Origin of the sequence: Vibrio sp. B7 (assembly GCF_963888765.1) — a bacterium.
In the GTDB taxonomy this organism is placed as follows: Bacteria; Pseudomonadota; Gammaproteobacteria; order Enterobacterales; family Vibrionaceae; genus Vibrio; species Vibrio anguillarum.
In genome coordinates this window covers 99,681-121,166 of sequence record NZ_CAWPKR010000035.1, presented here as the reverse complement: position 1 = coordinate 121,166, position 21,486 = coordinate 99,681, and the positions used below count along the sequence as shown (strand labels likewise).

Genomic DNA, 21,486 nt, shown 5'->3' with positions numbered 1-21,486 from the left:
GAATGCTATTCTTTCAAGAAATAAATAGAGTGTTAATTTATATTCTTCCCACAAGATCAAATTATTATTAAGTAAAGATTAAATTAAAAAATGTTAATATAGCTATTACTTTTCTGGCTAATTATATGATTTTAATAAAAAGAAGTGCTTTTACACTTCTTTTTATTCATTAGTTATTCATAAGTTGCATAGAGCTCGACTTGGCTATTGGCTTGCTGTGCATTAAGCATGAAATGGACATAGCCCGCTTGTGTCACTGGCAGTTCGATATACTCATAACTATCAGAGCGCTTAGACGCTTGGTCAAAATGAGTCAATGTAGGCCAGTGCTCGCTTTCTGCATAAAGATCAACATTGTGGGCTGCCATCTCATCAATAGGCTGGAGCCAAACTTTGACACTGCTCATTCCCTCTGGTACATAAATCGCTGCATAGCGAGTTTGATGAATACCCAACGTCATTGGCTGACGATTTTCGAGAACAACAGGTGCTAAATCATCACTAGGCTTTTGCGTATTATCGGTCATGGCGTAACTTACTTTCGTATTTAATTCAACACGCTGATAAGCTTCTCTACCCGTAATACTAAAATAATAGCGACCCGGTAAAACGGTACCATTGGCTTGTTTCTCTAGTGCAATTGTTTCATTACTATGCAGTTCAAAATTTGTTATTTGATAATCATAATAATGCGCAATTTTTTCATAACTTAAATAAAGATCGGCGTCACCATCACCGCTAATATTAATCGACAATTCACTGATATTATCTGGAACATCAATATAATAGAGTTGTTCACTGTACTGCTCACCCGACAAGGTAACACTCTGCCCTAACGCTAAATGATTCATCGTGTCTTCTGGTTGAATTGGCGGCACAGTCGGCTCGTCTGGATTACCACTGTCCGTTGTCAAAGTGTCTAACCAAGTTGAAAATTCGCTGTCTAGGCTTTTGCCGATCCGTTTCACTTGCTCAGCCCATGCTTTGAAATCGCCACTACGTGATAGCGCTAGCAGTTGATCCACTTCATTGGGATGGTTTTCCAGCATAAAACGAACCGCTAAATAGCCCCAGCGATAAATTTGATTGGTGTCATTTTGATAAGTAGTGGCTAGCACTTGCGTGAGGCTCAGTTTTTTCTCAGCAATTAAGTCTACCGCCGCTTGGTAGCCTTTTTTATAGTGCATGTATTCAGCGAAGCCTTCCAACCACCACACGATATGGCCTTCACTTAAATTGAGAGAAAATGAACCGTATTGATTGTAGCGTCCGTCCAAATAATGCACATATTCATGCTCTAAATTGAGAATAGACAACGCCTCATCCTGCGCATATCGATAAGCGACAAAGCGCGCTGTGTTGTTGGCATCAGCCGGGTTGCCTTCAAGGTATTGCCCGCCGTTGTTGGTAGTATTGCCAAACAAGAAGTTGGAATAACTGACATAACTTTCGTTGCTATCAAATACCACCACTTCCACTTGTTGATTGAGATCATCGGCCACGGGCGTGAAACCGGTATTCGCGACGGCATGGAAGTCGGCTTCTTTCTCATTCAAAATTTCACACGCTTGCTCTGCTTGTTGTGGTGTTAAGCCTTGCGAACGGATAATGGCAGGCCCATCACATTGATGACGATTTGGCATGATACGCTGTTCAAGTTGCTGCTTAGCTTGCGTTAAATTAAGCGCTTCCAATGTCTCTGGCGCGTAGTAAGAAAGCATTTCAACCGCAGCAATCCAGAGTTTATCGCTACGTCCACCCAGCGGGTAACGTTCCAGTACTTTTTCTAAAATCGCAATGACTCGAGTTTTGGTGTTTGGGTAAGGGCTAACCAGTAAGCGCCCCGTTTCACGCACCGCATTGTACAAAATGAAATCGGCATCGGTTCCTAACGCCCAATCATGCTCAGTGGCAAAACGATACAGTGTCTCCAAATATTCTGGATGGGCTTCAATGTCTTGATAAAAATCATCACGCGAAGCATGGCCGCTCATGGATCGAAATAAGTTATTTAAACCATCAACAAACTGCACATCTTGCGCCGTTTGTGGGTTAAAGGCGTCCAATAGCACGATGAAATTCGTCATCGTTGAAGGTAGGCGTTTCACGTTATCGACCATTAACGTTAAGCTCGACATGGCCGCCACTTGTTCACGACCTAAGCTCAAACTATAAGGCGATAACATAAACTGGTTAATCGTATCCGCAATCGCATTACTCAATTGGTCCGAATAATCACCAAAATCTTGTTTTACACCATAGCGCACATAATACGCGGCACGGATAAACTCCCCCAGATTAGCAATAGATTTGGCTTGCGCTTCTGTTCCTTGATATTGCGAAACCTCTAACGCCAGCGCTCGGTTAATGCTGTCTATACTATTTTCACTGTATAGACCCAAGATGGCTTTACTATCGGTATAAAACCACGAGTTATAACAGGCTGGTTGTGCATTTTTAATCGCTAAAATTGGCTCTTGTGCTTGGGTGATATCATTAAACTGGCAGGCATCTAATGCATAAGAAAAAGACGGTAATCCTGCTAACGATAATGCCAATAGTAAAGCGTTAGGTTTGAGACGAGGGGAATGAATAGATGGAACAGGCGCAATACGCATAGTAACGACTCTCTATAGATCATAGAAATAAATGAGTCGCGGTTTATATCAGAATCACATTAATAAAATGAAACTTGGCGCATAGAAACCAAGATCTTACTTCAAAAAAGAATTGCTCTCATGAGAGAGCAATCGATTAACCAATAGATCTTATATATCAATATATTACTAATTGTTTTCCACCACTAACTAAGTGATCGGATACACAGTACATTGAGCGCCAATCACATGAGTAATGGTTTGCGGCTCAATCATTTGCCAACCACTTTCACTGTCAAGGGGTTCTGACGCAACCACCATATTATCGCCTTCGCTTTTACTAAACACAGTCGGCGGATTACCATCAGAGCTATAACGCACTAACCAAAAATCTTGCCCATCAGAGATACAAATCGAAGCTTTAAAAGGTGTGACTATCTGTTTCTCCGCCAAAGCCTGCGCAATTTGACCAATCGTGGTCGTAATGGCTTGTACTGGCTGACTGCGTAACCCATTACTCATCATCAATAAAAAAATCAATTCACTATCCGTTGTCCCAACACGCTTGACGTATAGCGATTCCGGTAGCTGCCGTTCTAAGGCGAATTTCACTTTTTCAAACTCACCAATTTGCCCGTTATGTAAAAACATCCAGTGATCCAAAATAAACGGATGACAGTTAGAACGGGAAACCTGCGTTCCGGTGGACGAACGCACATGCGCCATAAAACGGTGAGAACGAATGTGATGCGTTAAGGATCGCAGGTTTTCATCTCCCCAAGCGGGTAAGACTTCATGAAACTGCCCGGGTGTAGTGCGTTCGGTATACCAACCCAGCCCAAACCCATCAGCGTTGACACGGGTGACCGCTTTACGCGCTTCTAAACTTTGGTGCACGAGAGAGTGTTCCGGTTGATAAACCAGTTGATCGAGGTAGATAGGAGTTCCTTGGTAGGCGAGCCAGCGGCACATAATGCAAACATTCCAAAATAATCAGTCACTGATTTCAATAAAGCACGTTTGCTCAATGGCTGCAAGGTGTCCAGGCAACGATACCTTTGCCACTTGGCTCATCAACGCCACAAGTTAATGACTCTTAAATGCAGGCTTAAATGATGAATTATTTATTGAACGAAGATCATCTTTTAGCAAAGTTCATATTATTAAAAATACTAAACCTATTATTAGTCATTGTTGGTTTTGACCCAACATTCACTTTCGATTGGATTCTAACCTATCACTTTATTTATCTAAAGAATTTCATCTTCATCACTAAGAATAAAATACAAATCCATCAATTATTAATTCTAAATTTAAGAATAAAGAACCAACATATTTATCAATTAAAAACAAACCAAATGTTAACTGGTTATGTTTAAAATATGATGTTATTTCAAAACAACAATTATTTACACTTGCTATGCGTATGACTGATATATAAATTGTTACAAATAATTCACACATTATATGGATATACTGTGAAACATTTAATTTATTTTTTATTAATTAGTTACTCATCAATTAGCCTTGCTCAATCTTCAGTTGATGATGAACGGTTGCTCGCCTCATTAATCGAACGAGGTGTGATATGTGAAGGGCTGACATCAGAACAGCAACAACAAGCACTTGCTCTTTATCTACAAAGAAAACACCACAAAAAAAAGTCTCTCAATTCGACAACTCATCAAGAAGAAGCGTGTATTTCTCCGCCGAAGAGCGACTAAATCACCCGTTCAATCTTCACTGAATAACACTCAGAAAACTTGCCTAGATAAGAATATACCAGCCACTCATTGCGTCCATGAATTCTATTTTATGGCGATGAAAGCCATTTATTCTCTATAGCGCTCAGTCGTATGGAAATCAGTTCAGTGAAATTGTTAATACCATAAATACAGAAAGAAAAATAAGGAAAGCAGATGAAACACATAAGGAAAACCTTGCTTGCGTCAGCAATGGTAACACTATTTAACGTCAGTGCTTATGCGCACACCCCGATTGATTTAGGGGTAGTCAATGAAGATAAACTCATTGAAATGTTAGTGCGTAACGGTGTTGTGGATGCCAATGCTACCGATGCAATCAAGCGCGATGCCTTGGATCGTTATTTAGAGCAGAAAATCAAATCGGGCTTCCACGGCGATGCGCAATTTGGTAAGCAAGCTCTTGAGCAACGCGCACGGGTATTAAAGACCATTGAAAAACAAAAAGGCCACCAAAAAGCCAGCGTTTTTGCTCTCGATATCAGCACCAAACGCACCGATAAGGTATTAGCGCTTTTAATTGATTTTCCCGATTTACCTTGGAACGATAACCGCCTGACCAAAGAGCATACTGAAATGCTCTATGCCAGCTACAATCCACCTCACTATCAAGATCTGCTTTTTTCCGATGCGGGCTACGCAGGCCCTAATGGAGAAAATTTCATCTCGATGCGTCAGTATTATGAAAGCGAGTCTGGGCAAAGCTACAGTGTGGCCGGGCAAGCCGCAGGTTGGTATCGCGCGTCTAAAAACGCCGCGTTTTACGGGGGCAACTCGGCAACAACAGACAAAGATATGAATGCGCAAGAGTTGGTACGCGAAGCACTGAACCAACTGGCGCAAGACCCTAGTATTAATCTGGCCGATTACGATATTGAAGATCGTTACGATTACAATGGTAATGGCAACTTCCGCGAACCGGACGGCGTCATCGATCACTTGATGGTGTTCCATGCATCCGTTGGTGAAGAAGCCGGCGGCGGTGTGCTTGGACCTGACGCCATATGGTCCCACCGTTATAATCTCGGCCAACCTTATGTCCTTCAAGGCACAAAAAGTACGCTTCCAGATCGCTTTAACGGCCAATATGCCGCCTTTGATTACACCATGCAACCGATTGATGCGGCCGCTGGGGTTTGCGCACACGAGTATGGCCACGATTTAGGTTTGCCTGACGAATACGATACCCAATACACAGGTAAAGGTGAGCCAGTTTCCTATTGGTCCATCATGTCTTCTGGCAGTTGGGCCGGAAAAATTGGCGGAACACAACCGACGGCATTCAGCTCTTGGTCTAAACAGTTCTTACAAAAAGCGGTCGGTGGTCGTTGGATCAATGACGATCAAATTTCGATTGCAGAGTTAGAGAAAAATCCTCGCGTATTTACCCTATTCCAAACCACTGACAATGCTCGACCAAATATGGTGAAGATTGATTTACCACTGAAACGTGTTGATGGAGTGAAGCCTTATCAAGGTTCGTCCGCTTTTTATTCAAACCGAGGCGATGATCTGAAAAATAGCATGTCTCGTAAGCTTTCTATCCCTACAGGTGAACAAGCTACGCTGAATTTTAAAGCATGGTATCAGATTGAAAAAGACTACGACTTTGCACGCGTACTGATCAATGGTAAAGCGATTGCTGGTAACATCACCACCATGGATGACCCGTACAATACAGGGCTTGTACCTGCTATTGCTGGTCAGTCGGATGGCTGGGTTGATGCGATATTTGACGTCTCCCAGTGGGCAGGCCAAGAAGTGACACTCAGCTTTGACTATGTCACTGATGGCGGCTTAGCCATGGAAGGTCTTTACCTTGATAACCTACAGTTAGAGGTCGACGGGCAGCAAACCCTTATTGATGATGCCGAAGGAACATCCACCTTCGCCTTTAAAGGTTACACCACCAACAATGGCTTCCATGAAGCGCCACATTATTATTTACTGCAATGGCGCAGCCACAATGACGTCGACCAAGGCTTAGCCAATATCAAACGCATGGGCCAGTTGATGACTTTCGAACCCGGCCTACTAGTTTGGTATGTGGATGAATCTTACACGGATAACTGGGTAGGTAACCACCCAGGTGAAGGTTGGTTAGGTGTCGTCGATGCGGATCAAAACGCATTGGTTTGGTCAAAAACTGGTGAGGCCGCACAAACGCGCTTCCAAGTTCGAGATGCAACCTTCTCATTGCAAGATCAAACACCTCTACGTTTAGTCGCTGCCGATGGTGATGTGCTCGAAGACACAAGCTTAATCGGTAATGGTAATTTCTCTGATGGCGCGGATTACAGCTCACCATTAGTACCAGATGCTGGGCGTAAGTTAACGGAATTTGGCTTGATGATCGACATCCTCAACCAAGGCCAAGACAATGAGTACGGCGTAATTCGCTTATCAAAAGTCAGCGAACAAAACCAAGCTCCTGTCGCCAACTTTGAGCTTAAAACCGACGGTTTATCTGTCAGTGCTCTCAACTACAGCCATGATGAAGATGGCGAGCTAGTCAGTTACGCATGGGATTTTGGTAACGGCCAAATGAGCAGCGAAATGGCGCCAAGCTGGAGCTACACCAAAGCAGGGCAATATACCGTAAGCCTAACCGTAACGGATGATAAAGGCGCAACCAACACCACTACGCGCACAATACAGGTTGAAGTGCCTAACGCATTACCGCAAGCCAGTGCTAAGTACATCCACCTTGGACGCTGGGTAACAATGTGGTCAACCAGCAGCGATAGCGATGGGCGAATTGTCGATACGGAATGGACCCTGCCGAATGGAAAAATAAAACGTGGCAAACTCTTCACCGCCATTTTCCCAAGCTCTGGAAAACATGAAGTGAAAATTAAAGTGATGGATGACAAAGGTGCAACAGTGACTAACACCATTGTGGTGAATTTGTAACCACCTATTCTATTTTCTCTTAGAGAACTTGAGCGCGGCTTCGGTCGCGCTCTTCTTTATTGGATAAACAGAATTAAAGCGATTGATCACTTAACCTTTCCAACGCCTCGACGCGTTTGAGTTGTTTGACCTCAAACGTTTGGGTACGCAGTTGCGTAATTTGCTGATTTTTTTCATCTTGGCTCAAGCGCGTATTTTCAAGCACCGCCGAACGCTGTTGTAGATAGTTTTCGAGATGCTGAGAAAACTGCTCTCGTTGTTCACTAAGCTGCGTTAACCGCTGTGCTCCTTGTTCGCCAACCAACTCGTTCCAAGCTAAGTATTGCTCTTGCGTGGACAAATGGCGACTCGCGTTGAGTGCTGGCAGTAGTTGTACATTGCGTTCACTGCGCTGAATGTATTCTGGCTGCTGCGCTAATAACGTTTGCCACTGCAACTGCTCATCATATGAATCGACTGCTTGAGCTTTAATGCGCAGCTTTTCTAATGCTAAATTTCGCAACGCATTCTCTTCACCAAACAGCATACTTTGCTGATCAACGTTAAAAAATTGACTTTGTATTTTCAGTAACTGCTGATTGATCTCAGCTAAGGTAGCAAGATCGAGATTGGCGATGGAAGCATTAGCCTCTAACTCAGCTAATGCTTGTTTGTATTGGATAAACTGTTCAAAAAGCATTGGATCGATCACCACGCCCTCATCCTGCTCAGCATGCTGGGCAATGCGCAGCTCAACCTCAGGTAATGAACTCTCTCCTAATGTAGAGATAAAATAGTGAATTAAATCAAGACTCGATGCGCTGTCTATTTCCGTATCTTGTTGAGATGACGTTTGTAACGCGCTCTGTGGTGATACTGGCTTTTGCAGAAAAAGCACCGCACCGATGCTCCCCAAGATGATCACGATAAAACCAAATAGTGCGGGCTTTTTCATAGCCAATCCTTATAAAGTTTGATGTTACAAAACTTGAAGTTATAAACCTCGAAACTATAGACCTCGAAGTTATAAACCTTGAAGCTTCAATCGATTAGCGTGCTGGCGATACAAGGTAACGGGGTCAGTTTCAAAAAGGTGGTGTATCCCAAGCAAGCCGTTGATTTCATCTAAGTGGTTCATTTGGTAATCATCGCGGATCACCTTACCCAAGTGAGTACTGCATACGCCGACTAAACCATCATTAGGGCCATTAAAGACAAGCCCAGTCAACATCATCGCAGCATCAGTTGGGTCAAGGAGGTTGGTAAAGGTCGAAGATCCTGTCCACGAATAGTAATAAACACCATTGTCAGCCAGTAATTCACCATCACCACATTCACTGCTTGGAACGCCTTCTGGGTAGTGTTGATTAAACGCTAGCGAACCTTGGGTAGTTAAAGCTTCTAAGGAGGCTAAAGGATCTTGCTCTAGGTTACTTCCCCCAGAAAGAAGGCCAACCAAACCCGCCAATCCTTGCGCCATTTTGACGGCAATCGCTTCAGAAATGGAGCCCTCTTTGATGTGCCCACGCACTAAATCTGCCACGATTGAGCCTTTATTCACGCCACCAATGCTAGTCACAGACGCCACAAGATCGGGCCGAACTGATGCAACATAGCGAGCCGTTGGTCCGCCATGACTATGGCCAATCAAGTTAACTTTTTGAGCGCCCGTGGCAGCTAAAAGCGACTCCACTTGTTGCAATAGTTGTTCACCTCTTAGCTCAGAGCTGTTGGTTGCAGAGACTTGAGCCACGTAGACCTCTGCACCATCTTTCGTCAGTGATTGCGGAATGCCGTAGAAATAATCGACTCCGGCCAGCGTATCAAAACCAAATAAGCCATGAACTAACACAATAGGGTACTGGGTTTGGGTATAGCCTGTCTTACTTAACGCCACCGTGCTGGTTGCCGCCAGCGCCGTGGTACTCAGCAGACAAAAAACAGCAATAATAATCGTTCTTTTCAAAGTAAATTCCTTTTTATTGTAGTGTCTGGTTTAGGCACGGCATACATCTAGCCTACCGTTACCACACCAGAGATTAGACCTCTGAGGAGCACCCTAACTTTAGAAGAAAAGCACTTTATTTCATGTCGGCTTACCAGCTTCGTGAATGAACTAAAAAAAACAACAGATAAAATTAACATCGCATTAACAAAAAGAGCACTCACGTTTTAGCTAATTAAGCCAAAAGCATGAGCGCTCTTTACTACTCAATCATGAACTGATTGCGCTATTTTATAATAAATTGAATACCATCGGCTAACCAACCTTCAGACCAAACCTTGACTTGCCGAATTGCCGATCCGGCTGGCAGCTCAAACACTTCATCGTGGGTACTGATTGCGTAGTCTTTTGACCCCACTACTTTGGTTGAACCATCATCAAGCTTAAAAGTCATACGGAGTAAATGGCTGCCACCGTACTTGAACTCACCGGAAGTAACGGTTATTTGCGTAACGCGTTTCAGATCAATTTCAGTCAAACTACCACTTTCACCGCCTTGCATCGCATTGGCTTGCGTACCAATTGCATCAATCGCAGCACCATGGCGAATATACAGTGTCCCCGATTGACCAACATCTTGTAAGGCCAATGAACCCGATGTAAACCCAAATACGGCCGATTCACTATCTGAATGAAATACGTTGGTGTAAGCGGTAATGGTGCGCACACTTACCTGATCATTGCCATCAGCATACAAACCTAACTCACCGCTGGTTTTATCATGACCAAGTAACTCATGAGAGAAAACATTACTCAGCTTATCGCTGTTTTCTATCCATTCCCAACGCTGACTTAAACTCGAACTACAGGTTTGTAATTGACCCAGTGATTGTCCATCCAAACATTGATGGATGTCGTTTGCACTCACATAGCGACCTAACTGATCATAAATAAAAGATTGTGAGTTTTTGGTTTCATCACAGCTTGAGGCAGAGAGCGCGCCATTATCAGCCACATCAACGCAACGATTATTAAAGCTGCCCAATTGCAAATTCACTGGACGACCGCCCGTGAATACTGGGTGCTCCCAATCGACAGTAAAGCTAGCACTTTTGCTCACTCTGCGGCGCGTCGTATTTTCAAAACCATGGTAGGACTGATGCGCACCTACAACATAATAATGCTTATAAGCACCGTTATAAATGGGACGAATATTGACCGAAGAATCAATGGTAAATTCCGTTGTCCCTGTTGCATTAGGAGCGGCTTTATAGATCACATCCATTTTGGGTACGAAGCTCGCGTAACCAATCGGGTTAATACGGTTGGTATCCACAGGATAAGTATTGACCCACAGCGCATCCGTAGAGCGATTCATCATCGATTCGGCAGTCGCGTATTGGCTACGATTCCATTTAAAGCTGACGTTTTGTGCATTATTGGTGCTACGTTCAACACGATAATCGTGCGTTTTAAAGGTTAACCAACGGCTTTGGTTGTAGCTGGCATTGGCTTCTAGCTTGCCTTTAGGTCCATCAGCACTAACCTCTACACCACCACTCACTCCTAGCTGGAAGCCGGATACCTCTTTGACTTCATACTCCGCATTGAGGTTTTCTCTCGGGAACGTTTTTAAGATCTGCGCTTTGTTGTTCGAAGAGTTAAATACAAATTGGTAGTCTTGAGCGATGGCATCAGTCGACCAGTCTCGGAAATAAGCATCTAATGTCACGTAATCAGCACCTGATTGACGATAATCAAGACGGTCATTGAGATGGATCCCCGCACCCGTTGTATCATCATCTAAGCTGATGCGAACAATTTTCGCGTCCGGTGTCGCAGAGCCAATGGTGCCATATTGTAATGAACGCTCTAAATTAACTCTATAGATCAAAGAGATATTCGGGTTATCGCAAAACACTCGCGTACCTCGATCCCAAAGATGTGAGTTATTAAACGTACATTCATTATCAGTAATAGGCCGATTGACATTCAAATAAAACGCGACGTGTGGCAAAGAGTTCGTTTCCGAACCACTATTTGACACCATACTGGCCGTACTACGGCGCTGACGAGAATAGGCAATTGGGGCGGCTTCCAGTAGACGAATGTTGGCATCATTCTCGTCATCTAACGGTGTGAACAACAATTCTCCTTTGTGTTCACTGATGATCAAAAAGTCACTGGCAAACGCTAAGCCCAGTTTTTTCCTGAGCAATGCTTTCGCCTCTGTCTTTTGCGACTCACCTTCAATCGTACTGAAATCGACAAAATAGCGCATATGTTGGTTCAGTACATCGTCACGCATCTGCATTAGTGTCGGGGGCTCAACCTCTCCTTGTAACCAATAGCTCGCATTGAAGTAATTGATTTGGCTGTCATCCTGAAGCTCACTGAACATTTCAATGGCCAAACCTTGCGGCTGATTCACGTCAGCTTGAGCGGTGTTCCATACCAAACCTGACATAATGGCAATAGCGCTAAGTGCTTTTCTTCTGTTTATTAACATATAAACCTCGTAAGCATTTTATTGTTATCACGGTATTTAAAAGAAAATAAATACCCATTTTTATTTTTTCAGGCCACAAAATAAAAGGGTATTGGTTTTTTGGAACCTTTGTGGCGAATTATTAATAGATCTTAAAATAACAAACACAAAGAGAAATGATTTTTAATGTGGCTTAAAATCACAATAAAACTGTTTGATTTTTACACACATTGACTGGCTCTAATTTTATTGATATTTTTATTAAGTCACTAAGATTTAACATTAGGATAAATTAATAAAGCAAAACCTTATTGTTATTTATCTAAATTAGGATTTATAAAAACCCCTTCGTATTTTCTTCACTGACAGTTCATTGTTTGATCTTAATACCAAATAATGTTCAACATAGTCGTTTATTGATTGACGCTTAACACCATAAATCCAAAATAGGTCTGACCAGTTTGTTAATTTCACTTTTGCACTTATTCTTTATTAGATACGTGCCTAAACCAATAAGAAAAAAATATGAAACTAATGACGTTATTGATGACCGCAATATTGCCACTCTCCATGGCGATTGCAGAAAATACGGATACCACCTCAGAACCAGTTACCGCTTATGGCGTAATGAATACGCAAAATAAGCAAACCTACACTTATGTACGCTGTTGGTATCGGCCCGCTGGCAATCATGATGACCCAGCAACAGATTGGGAGTGGGCATTGGATGAACAAGGAAATGACTACACCATTAGTGGTTACTGGTGGTCGTCTGTGCGCTTTAAAAATATGTTTTATACCGACACCTCACAATATGAAATAAAACAGCGTTGTGAAGAGACGCTCGGCGTCAGTCACGATTCTGCAGATATTACTTATTTCGCAGCAGACAATAGGTTCTCATACAATCATTCGATCTGGACTAACGATAAAAAAAATGCCAAACCCGTCATTAATAAAATGGTGACCATAGGTGACAGCCTTTCGGATACAGGAAATATATTCAATGCGTCACAATGGAAATTTCCCAATCCTAACTCTTGGTTTTTAGGACACTTTTCCAATGGTTTGGTGTGGACAGAGTATTTAGCAAAAATGCACAATTTGCCTGTATATAACTGGGCGATTGGCGGTGCCGCAGGGCGTAATCAATATATCGCGCTGACGGGTGTGAATGATCAAGTCCGCTCTTATCTAAATTACATGACAATGGCCAAAAACTACCAGCCAGAAAATACGCTCTTTACCCTTGAATTTGGCTTGAATGACTTTATGAATTACAACCGTGAAGTATATGAAGTCAAAGCAGATTTTAGCAGCGCGATGATTCGTCTTGTGGATTCAGGGGCCAAAAATATTATTCTACTCACCCTACCCGATGCAACCAAAGCCCCGCAATTTAAATATTCAACAGCAGAAGAGATAGCGAAAGTCAGCGCTAAGATCACCACCTTCAATGCGTTTATTCAGCAACAAGCACTGTATTATCAGATGCAAGGGGTAAATATCATCCTGTTTGATGCCCATAGCTTGTTTGAAAACCTCACAGCCAATCCACAGCAATACGGCTTTGAAAATGCGACCGATGCATGCCTCAACATCAATCGCAATTCAGCTTTAGATTACTTATACCGTCATAGCTTAACCAATGATTGCGCTTACCATAGCTCTGACAAATACGTATTTTGGGGCGTCACGCACCCTACCACGGCCATCCATCAATTGATTGCCAACGAAATCAGTAAAAACTCTCTCGCGTCATTTCAATTTGAATAAGCACGTCTGACCCTGAAGACAGCACGCAAGTGCTGTCTCTAAACCCAAATAGGCATCGCGGTAGCGGCTTTCACTTGACGCATGGCGAGGTGGGTATGCATATCTTTTACATTGTTGAGCCGCTGTAACTGACGCGTAAATGCTTCGTACCCTGATAAATTGGCACTAACGACTTCCAGCAAGTAATCATACGCACCTGAAACCACATGGCAGCTGATCACCTCCTCCATCTCTTTGATTGCCTCTTCAAAACTATCAATGGAAGCGGCTTGATGATTATTCAGGCTAACTTCAACAAAAACCGTCATACCAACTCCGACAGCTTGCCGGCTTAAGCGAGCTTGATAGCCATCAATGATCCCGCTCTCCTCTAATCGTTTCAAGCGTCTTGCGCAGGGAGAAGGTGATAATCCAACCTTTTCTGCAAGCTCTGCGGTGCTTAAGCGTCCCTCTGTTTGTAATAAGGTCAACATGCGGCGGTCTATTCTATCCATTACTCGATCCTTGATGAAATCCACTAACATTTTGCTAATTTATAGCGGATAAGTGCTAAACCATCTAGCAATAAGGGTGAACTTGCCGGATAAAAGTAAGCCGAACCATAGATAATGGTGAGAAACCATCCATTGATGTGAATGAAATTATGATTTATGGCTACCTCGCGATAGGCACCACACTGTTATTATGGTCCGGCTTTTTCCTCTCTTTAAAGGCAGGGGCGAGCGGCCTATTAACCCCTGCGGATATTGCATTAACGCGCTTTTTACTGCCCGCTTTGTTGCTCTCTCCATTGGTTTGGAGAACTCGACATCAATTGCAAAATGTACCTATACGTTACTTAATTGGTCTATTTATTGGCTGTGGATTGCCCTATTTACTAATGACAAGCCATGCGATGCACTACGTTCCGGTTTCTGATGGTAGCGCGCTTGTTCCGGGCGTGCTGCCGCTGTTTGTCTCGGGTATCGCGGTGTTGCTGTTTAAACAGCCGTTAAGTCGCCATCGAATAGCTGGGCTGACTTTAGTGGTGGCAGGGGTTGGTATTTTCCTCTATTCAAGTGCCACTGATTTTGAGTCAAACCGTTTGACCGGGCATTTGATGTTTTTAACCGGCAGCCTGATGTGGGCGATGTTTACAATTTGTGCGCGGGTAGCAAATTTGCATGCGCTCGTCAGCGCGGGATGGGTTGCTTTACTTTCTACTATTTTATTGGCCGTTCTAATCGCTTTAGGCATCGTCGATAGCTACTTAGCCACACACTCTTTTGCACACTGGCCGTGGAAAGAACTGGCGGGACACACACTGCTGCAAGGTGTCGGGGCGGGGCTCATTGCAGCATTTACCTATTTATATGCAGTTTCAACACTCGGCGCAGAACGCTCCGCGGCCTTTGGCTCTGCAACACCAGTCGTGGCAACCTTGTTGGCGATTCCCGTTTTTGGTGAGATGCCAACGCCTTTGACTTGGATCGGATTAGGGTTGATAAGCTTAGGTAGCTTGGTTGCCAGTAATGTTTTAATGAAACACGATCATTCGCAATATTACCGGCCCCCTACGCATCAAAAACGAAGCGCTAAGCGCTCATATCAGCGATAGCAAATCTCTGCCCAACGAGCCAAACCAGCAGTCACTGAACCAAAGTAGTTACCGCTGACAACGGGTACGTGGGGAAGTTGCTGCTCTACCGCTTGGCGTAATATTGGAGAACGAGCAGATCCGCCCGTCATAAAGATAACATCCGGCTTTACGCCACCTTGTTCAACCGCTTCTTTGACCAATTCCACCATTTTCGCTTTAGGGGATTCAATGGCGTCGATCATTTGCTCACGCTCAATTTGCACTTCGATCTGCTCAGAAAGAAGATCGAGCACCACCTGACATTGCGTAAGATCAGATAGAGCAATTTTTGCCTCTTCTGCACGGCGTACAATTTGATAGCCGAGCGTTTCAAAATAGACTTTCAGCAAACGCGCCAACTTTTCTGGTTGCTGCGCCTCTTTGTGTAGCAATTTCAATGCTGCCAAGTTTTGCTGAGCATAGAAGTCACGTTGCGCTTCCACGTTGTTAATTGCAATCGGGTTCCAAAACTGCGTGATCGGCATATCAATGCCAGAAATGGCTTTACTTCCTAATCCAAAAGAAGACATCAACTGTTTGAAAGCAATATAGATATCAAGATCATTGCCTCCGACCCGTTGGCCACTATGCGCAAGCAAACTCGCGGTGCGGTCGTCACGCCCTCGCCAACTCGGCCCCATTTTTAGCAATGAACAGTCGGTGGTTCCACCACCGATATCAACCACCAGTACGGTTTGATCTTGCACCAGAGTCGCTTCATATTCTAAACCCGCCGCAACGGGTTCAAACTGAAAACTGATGTGCTGAAAACCGGCGCGTTTCGCCGCACGTTGTAAAATAGATTCCGCTTGTCGATTGGCCTCTTCACCACCTCGGCCATGAAAGTTAATAGGACGACCAATCACAGTATCTTGGATGGTGCGCTGAAGGTGCTGCTCTGCATTATGCTTAATATTGACCATCATGGCGCACACCAAGTCTTCGAAAAAACTGACCTGCACATCACGTAAACCTGCCGCGCCTAGAAATGATTTAGGGGATTTAACGTAATAAATATCGCGCGGATCCTGCAGATAGAGATCGAGCGCCGCTTGGCCAAAGGCAATGTCTTGCGCGGCAAGTTCAATACTCTCTTCTCTATTCACATTGATCGCGCGGCGAAGTACTTGCTCACCAATTTTATCGCTTGGCGTAATATTGTGATGACGGAACAGATGCTCAGAAATGGACTCTCGCGTCGGGGCGCATATTGTCGAAGGAATGTAGTGGCTTTTACCTTCTATGGGTAACAATGTTGGCTGCCCATCTTGCATCATCGCGACAGAACAGTTCGCCGTTCCATAGTCAAAACCAATAAACATCGCTACCTCCTAGCATCAGAAAAAGGCCGCCGATCCTACCTTATGATTTTCACAAATACTATCCCCAAACTACTTGGAATGTCTGGCGAGAAAAGACATGGATTGGTTTACACAAGCCAAGAGACGAAAAAAGACAGCAGCAGGCAGCCCACATAAGCCATTTTAATCACCTTGATATGTCGATAGTGGATAAGACAAGGTGACAAGATAAACAACGGGATCAGGACAAAAATGGGGTTCATACTGAATAGCCAGCTTAACAATACAACAGAAAGTGCATAGTAGAAGAGCCACGAATTTGGAACCGACAACTTTTTGCCAAGTCCCACTATAAATAATAATGCAGCAAGTAAAGGTAACATCATTAATTACACCTTTTATGATATTAATTCTCATTTGCATTAAATATTAGTCACTGTTCAGCACAAAAGCAATAGAAAAACTAGGTACATTATCAGACACCAAGAGCCATACTCAACACAGGCATTGGAACCGTCTTTCATTTCTCTTTAACCACCCGAATAATGATTAGTTTTTCTAATTCAAATCATAGATTTTTATCTTGCTCAACTTCACACTTTTAGATTGATAAAAGCGCCTAGCCTCACTAATATCTCGCGCCGAAAGAGCGATACTTTTAACGCTGGCCATTAGTTTCATTATTCATATTAATTATATTTCGTAGTTGCACTATTGTGCAGGAGATAGACCATGTCCGCATCGTTTCCGTTAGTGAAACTCACATTTTTAATTGCGATTTTGACCGCTGTCGGCCAAATGACACAAACGATGTACGTCCCGTCCATTGGCCATATGGCGGGAGAATTTTTAGTTTCTCCTGCATCACTGCAGGCGGTCATGGCATGTTATTTAATCCCTTATGGACTATCACAATTTGTCTATGGTCCATTGTCAGACCGTCTAGGACGCAAACCGATTATTATCGCTGGGTTGCTGATTTATATTGCAGGATCACTACTCGCATTATTTGCTCACCAATACGATTGGTTTTTGGTTGGTAGTTTTATTCAAGGGCTTGGCATTGGGTGTGGTGGCGCAATGTCTCGAACCCTTACCCGAGACTGTTTTTCAGGAGCAGAATTGCATAAGGCCAATAGCCTTATCAGCATGTGCGTTATTTTTTCGCCACTCATTGCTCCTGTTCTTGGTGGGTACTTAACAGAAAGTTTTGGCTGGCGCTCTAGTTACTTATTTTTATCCCTATTCGCGATTGCCGTGGTGATCACTATGATGACGAGTATGGTAGAAACATTGCCTAAAGCGGCTCGCAGACACGAATCGGTTGCAAACAGCTATCGCTATGTGCTGAGTGACAAACGTTTCCAAGGGTATTTAATTTGTCTCGTGGCGACTTTCTCTGGCATCGCGGTGTTTGAAGCCGCTGCAGGTGTATTACTTGGTGGCGTTTTGCAACTGCCTGCCACCACCGTCAGCTTATTGTTTGTCTTACCGATCCCTGGTTATTTAGTTGGTGCGGCGCTATCGAGTGTTATTGCGTTGAACTTCAACGAAAAAAGCGCCTTGTATGTGGGCTTGGTAGCGATAGCATTAGGTTCATTGGTGGTGTTTGTTCCTGGAGTGTTGGGGCAAACCAGCGCATTGACCCTAATTGGTGGTGCCACTGTCTATTTTCTCGGTGCAGGCATTCTCTTTCCCGCAGCGACCACTGGAGCGTTAACACCACTGCCTTACCATGCAGGAACAGGAGGTGCTGTGTTAGGCGGTATGCAAAACCTTGGGGCTGGTTTAGCCACCCTTTTAGCGTCGGCTATTCCAGCTCATGACCAGATGCCACTTGGCGCATTGATGCTGTTGATGTCTGTGTTCGCTGTGGTTGGTTTGATTCGTGTTTACAGTAAACATGATCCATCAAATGAAATGCCATTGGCTGTTTAATAAACTGTAATGAAGAAAAAGCAGACAGGTCACCGCCTCTCTGCTTTTTTTATTTTAGACGTAATGCTGAATTCGACAATTCAATACAGTCCCATCAAAGTCAGTCAATCTTCATCCATCCTTCCGGTGCGCTTAACCCCCAACGGGACATTTCTCCCTGATGGTAAATAGCACGCCCTTGTTGGCCGATTTGGATAGGAATGCGGCTTGCGTCTTCATTATTATTTAAAATGCGTAACACCGTTTTGCCCGCCATTTCGCCTTGATCACGACCCGCTAACACAACACCCCCAGCCGCTTTGCCCGCACCGATCGAAAAATCCCAAAAACCAAATAAGGGAACCTCTGTATGTTGGTTTGTCCACGTTAATACAGTATCCGCTGGCACATTATTTTCGCTCTCATCGACCAAGGTTTGGTAAAGCCCCACGACTATGGCGCCAAATCCTTGCTCTTTAGCTGTGCTTATTCTTGTCTGCCATTCTTTCTCTGTCGCCACTGAAGCTATCTCTGTCGCAATGCCTAAATTCTTTTCAATCATACTCGCTTGGGTTTGCATAAATTCCAACGCAATACTCGCCGTACTACCCGAGTCAAATAACACCAGTACTTTACGCTTATCTTTATCGAGCATCCGGCCAATTTCTCCCATGGTTTTCACATAGAGAGGGCGCTCTAAAATACCGGTCACTTTGGCTTGCCCTTGGTATTGAGCCATGAATTTTCGTGGGTTTGAATTAATCCCCAGAAACACGATTGAGATTGGCTCGTTGTAGAGTTTCGGCAGCATATAAACCAACGCATTGTCGTCACCTAAAACCACCACCTGTGGTTTCAGTTGCTGATATTGGCTAAAGGCTTGTTCGGCGATTTGTGAATAACGGCTCGCTGGTACACGTTTGGTGTCCATCTCAAAGGTATGCAGTTCATGCGCAGGCATTAACGACTGCTTAAGGGCGGATACATAGCTAGCGTCCCATTCATAACCTTGCTCGTAGCTCTCTATTAAAAGTACGTTTCCCGCCATCACGGGCGCACTTATCACACACAATATCCATATCCAACGCATGAACTGCCTCCAATGTTTTGGCTATTTTTTTATAGTGTAGTCAATAAGATGTTATCCACACTTCCCATGTGACATCTATACTCAAATTATCACTCAAAAAAATGAGAAGCAGGATGAACAAAAGCCGAACATTTAATGAAAGCATTGATAACCCACTATCGAGTCGTATTGGTCGCAGGATCATTTTTTTCCTTGTCATTTTAAGTGGTGCTGTCACCCTGATGACAACGTTAGCACAAACATATTTCGACTATGACAGAGAGTTCGATGATGTGGCTCAGCGTCATCACGAAATAGAATTCGTTCATGCCGAACTGCTTGCCGCTTCTTTATGGAATTATGATCTCGTGACGCTTCAACAGCGCTTAGATGGCTTAGTGAACTTGCCTAAAATTGATTATTTGGAAATCACGTCTGGCGGTTATCAATTCAGTGCCGGAGAAAAAGTGATGGAGCAATTAGTCGCACACCGTTATCCCATGCTTTATATCAACCCAAAAACAGAAGCCAAAGAGCAGATTGGTGAGATCTACGTTGAGTCTAATGCTCAAGAAATCTACAACTACTTAATCAAGCAGTTTCTACTGATATTGGTCGTGAACGCGATTAAGACTGCCTTTATTTGTTACGCTATTTTGATGATTTTCCATGAGAGTGTAAACCGACGTGTCTTCGCTATTGCTCAATACTTACGCAAATACAACCCTCGCCATCCCCCAAAACCACTAAGACTTCCTCATAAGAAATGGATTATGGGGCATAACGATGAACTCACTTGGCTGGCCGATGAGACCAATAAAATTACCGGAAATGTAACTACGTTGTACAGTAATATAAAACTTGAACAAGAACGATTAGCCGATTTTACGGACGTCTCATCCGACTGGTTATGGGAGACGGATAGTACTGACAGGTTGATTTACACTTCCGAACCCATGCGTCAAGCTTTAGAGATCAGTGAAAATAGCAAGCCACTACTTTCAGAGATTGACTCACTGCGAGATATGAAAAAATTACTCCAATCCATTACTAAACACTGCTCGTTTTCAATGTGTGAAGAGACAATTATCATCAATGATTGTAAGCACTATTTGATGTTTCAAGCAGTAGCACGATATGAGAAGGATATGTTTCTCGGGTTACGGGGCACAGCCATTAATATTACCGAGCTAAAACTGGCGCAGCTTGAACTACAAAAACTCAACCAAAACTTAGAGCGTCAAGTCGCCAAGCGAACCTGCGATCTGGAAAACAGTATTGAGCAACTAAAAGCCACGCAAACACAGTTGATTGAATCTGAGAAATTAGCGGCTTTAGGTGGTTTAGTTGCAGGGGTGGCGCATGAAGTCAACACGCCATTAGGTATCGCGGTGACCGCAAGTTCGGTAATCATTGAGGTAACACAAGAGCTAAATAGCGCCTTCGCCAACCAAACGCTCACAAGTCAGCAGTTTTCTGAATTGATGCAGAGAATGAATGAAACCAATACGATGCTTGAAAGCAACTTAAATCGTGCTGCCAAACTGATCCGAGACTTTAAACAAACAGCGGTCGATCAGGTATCTGAGAGTCGTAGTCAATTCTCAATCCACCAAGTATTAAGCGCGCTTATCGCTAGTCTTCATCCCGAGACCAGGAAAATCCCTGTTATACCCGTACTAGAGGGCGATGAAGGACTAACCATGAACAGCTTACCTGGAGTATTGACTCAAATAGTCTCTAATCTAGTGATGAATAGCGTCAACCACGCTTTTAGTGATGAGCAAAACCCCATCATAACCATTGCGTTCAAACAGGAAGGAGAAAATATCCTCTTAGAATATAAAGATAATGGCTGTGGCGTCGAACCAAAACTGCACCATAAAATCTTTGAACCCTTTTTTACCAGCAAAAGAGGCCGTGGCGGATCAGGGCTTGGCTTGAATCTTGTCTTTAATCTAGCGACTCAAAAATTACAAGGAAAACTAGATTTTAGTTCTAATGTTGGCCAAGGTGTTCATTACGTTTTTACTCTCCCTAAGGCCCTTGAACTTGTTAATGATGATGCTGCAATAAATGATGCAGTAATAATAAACAGAAAGTAATAATAGATAGAAAGT

At 43.6% G+C, this 21,486-nt stretch carries 15 protein-coding genes; 6 read left to right on the top strand and 9 right to left on the bottom strand.

Features of this window, described 5'->3' with window-relative positions:
* Window positions 1-173: 173 nt before the first annotated feature.
* Window positions 174-2,618 (bottom strand): M9 family metallopeptidase, encoded by a 2,445-nt coding sequence (locus tag AACV32_RS11545; protein WP_170895142.1) that lies wholly within the window; start codon window positions 2,616-2,618, stop codon window positions 174-176.
* 189 nt (window positions 2,619-2,807) lie between these two features.
* Complete coding sequence (locus AACV32_RS11540; protein ID WP_017045106.1) at window positions 2,808-3,569, bottom strand: class II glutamine amidotransferase; 762 nt, start codon at window positions 3,567-3,569, stop codon at window positions 2,808-2,810.
* A 506-nt stretch (window positions 3,570-4,075) separates the two neighbouring features.
* Between AACV32_RS11540 and AACV32_RS11535 the strand changes: the two genes are divergently transcribed.
* Window positions 4,076-4,321, top strand: a complete 246-nt coding sequence (locus AACV32_RS11535; protein ID WP_019280755.1) for a hypothetical protein — start codon at window positions 4,076-4,078, stop codon at window positions 4,319-4,321.
* A gap of 195 nt (window positions 4,322-4,516) precedes the next feature.
* Window positions 4,517-7,273 carry an immune inhibitor A domain-containing protein gene (locus tag AACV32_RS11530; protein ID WP_170895143.1) on the top strand — a complete coding sequence of 919 codons (2,757 nt, stop codon included), beginning with the start codon at window positions 4,517-4,519 and terminating at the stop codon, window positions 7,271-7,273.
* A gap of 73 nt (window positions 7,274-7,346) precedes the next feature.
* Here the strand turns inward: AACV32_RS11530 and AACV32_RS11525 are convergent, their stop codons facing one another.
* From AACV32_RS11525 to AACV32_RS11515, 3 genes are all read right to left on the bottom strand, one after another.
* Window positions 7,347-8,207, bottom strand: coding sequence for a lipase secretion chaperone (locus AACV32_RS11525; protein WP_170895144.1), 861 nt, complete (start codon window positions 8,205-8,207; stop codon window positions 7,347-7,349).
* A gap of 69 nt (window positions 8,208-8,276) precedes the next feature.
* Window positions 8,277-9,218 (bottom strand): lipase family alpha/beta hydrolase, encoded by a 942-nt coding sequence (locus tag AACV32_RS11520; protein ID WP_170895145.1) that lies wholly within the window; start codon window positions 9,216-9,218, stop codon window positions 8,277-8,279.
* A 265-nt stretch (window positions 9,219-9,483) separates the two neighbouring features.
* Window positions 9,484-11,706, bottom strand: coding sequence for a leukocidin family pore-forming toxin (locus AACV32_RS11515; protein WP_170895146.1), 2,223 nt, complete (start codon window positions 11,704-11,706; stop codon window positions 9,484-9,486).
* 504 nt (window positions 11,707-12,210) lie between these two features.
* Between AACV32_RS11515 and AACV32_RS11510 the strand changes: the two genes are divergently transcribed.
* Window positions 12,211-13,461, top strand: a complete 1,251-nt coding sequence (locus tag AACV32_RS11510) for an SGNH/GDSL hydrolase family protein (RefSeq protein ID WP_170895147.1) — start codon at window positions 12,211-12,213, stop codon at window positions 13,459-13,461.
* Between the two features lie 38 nt (window positions 13,462-13,499).
* Here the strand turns inward: AACV32_RS11510 and AACV32_RS11505 are convergent, their stop codons facing one another.
* A complete protein-coding gene (locus AACV32_RS11505) occupies window positions 13,500-13,955 on the bottom strand; it encodes an Lrp/AsnC family transcriptional regulator (protein ID WP_026027548.1) in 456 nt (151 codons plus the stop codon).
* A 149-nt stretch (window positions 13,956-14,104) separates the two neighbouring features.
* On the opposite strand from AACV32_RS11505, the gene AACV32_RS11500 reads away from it, so the two are divergent.
* Complete coding sequence (locus AACV32_RS11500) at window positions 14,105-15,058, top strand: DMT family transporter (protein ID WP_026028600.1); 954 nt, start codon at window positions 14,105-14,107, stop codon at window positions 15,056-15,058.
* On the opposite strand, the gene yegD is transcribed toward AACV32_RS11500, so the two are convergent.
* Window positions 15,049-16,401 (bottom strand): molecular chaperone, encoded by a 1,353-nt coding sequence (yegD, locus tag AACV32_RS11495; RefSeq protein ID WP_017045097.1) that lies wholly within the window; start codon window positions 16,399-16,401, stop codon window positions 15,049-15,051. The two genes, AACV32_RS11500 and yegD, sit on opposite strands and share 10 nt — an antisense overlap.
* A 107-nt stretch (window positions 16,402-16,508) precedes the next feature.
* Entirely contained in the window at window positions 16,509-16,766 is a 258-nt protein-coding gene (locus AACV32_RS11490) for a hypothetical protein (RefSeq protein WP_017045096.1), read from the bottom strand.
* A gap of 346 nt (window positions 16,767-17,112) precedes the next feature.
* Here AACV32_RS11490 and emrD point away from each other — a divergent pair, with 346 nt between their 5' ends.
* Window positions 17,113-18,318: a multidrug efflux MFS transporter EmrD gene (emrD, locus tag AACV32_RS11485; protein WP_170895148.1), complete on the top strand. Its 1,206-nt coding sequence runs from the start codon at window positions 17,113-17,115 to the stop codon at window positions 18,316-18,318.
* A 100-nt stretch (window positions 18,319-18,418) separates the two neighbouring features.
* Here the strand turns inward: emrD and AACV32_RS11480 are convergent, their stop codons facing one another.
* Window positions 18,419-19,387, bottom strand: a complete 969-nt coding sequence (locus AACV32_RS11480) for an ABC transporter substrate-binding protein (protein WP_017049990.1) — start codon at window positions 19,385-19,387, stop codon at window positions 18,419-18,421.
* 113 nt (window positions 19,388-19,500) lie between these two features.
* On the opposite strand from AACV32_RS11480, the gene AACV32_RS11475 reads away from it, so the two are divergent.
* Window positions 19,501-21,471, top strand: coding sequence for a sensor histidine kinase (locus AACV32_RS11475; RefSeq protein ID WP_212752700.1), 1,971 nt, complete (start codon window positions 19,501-19,503; stop codon window positions 21,469-21,471).
* Window positions 21,472-21,486 lie beyond the last annotated feature (15 nt).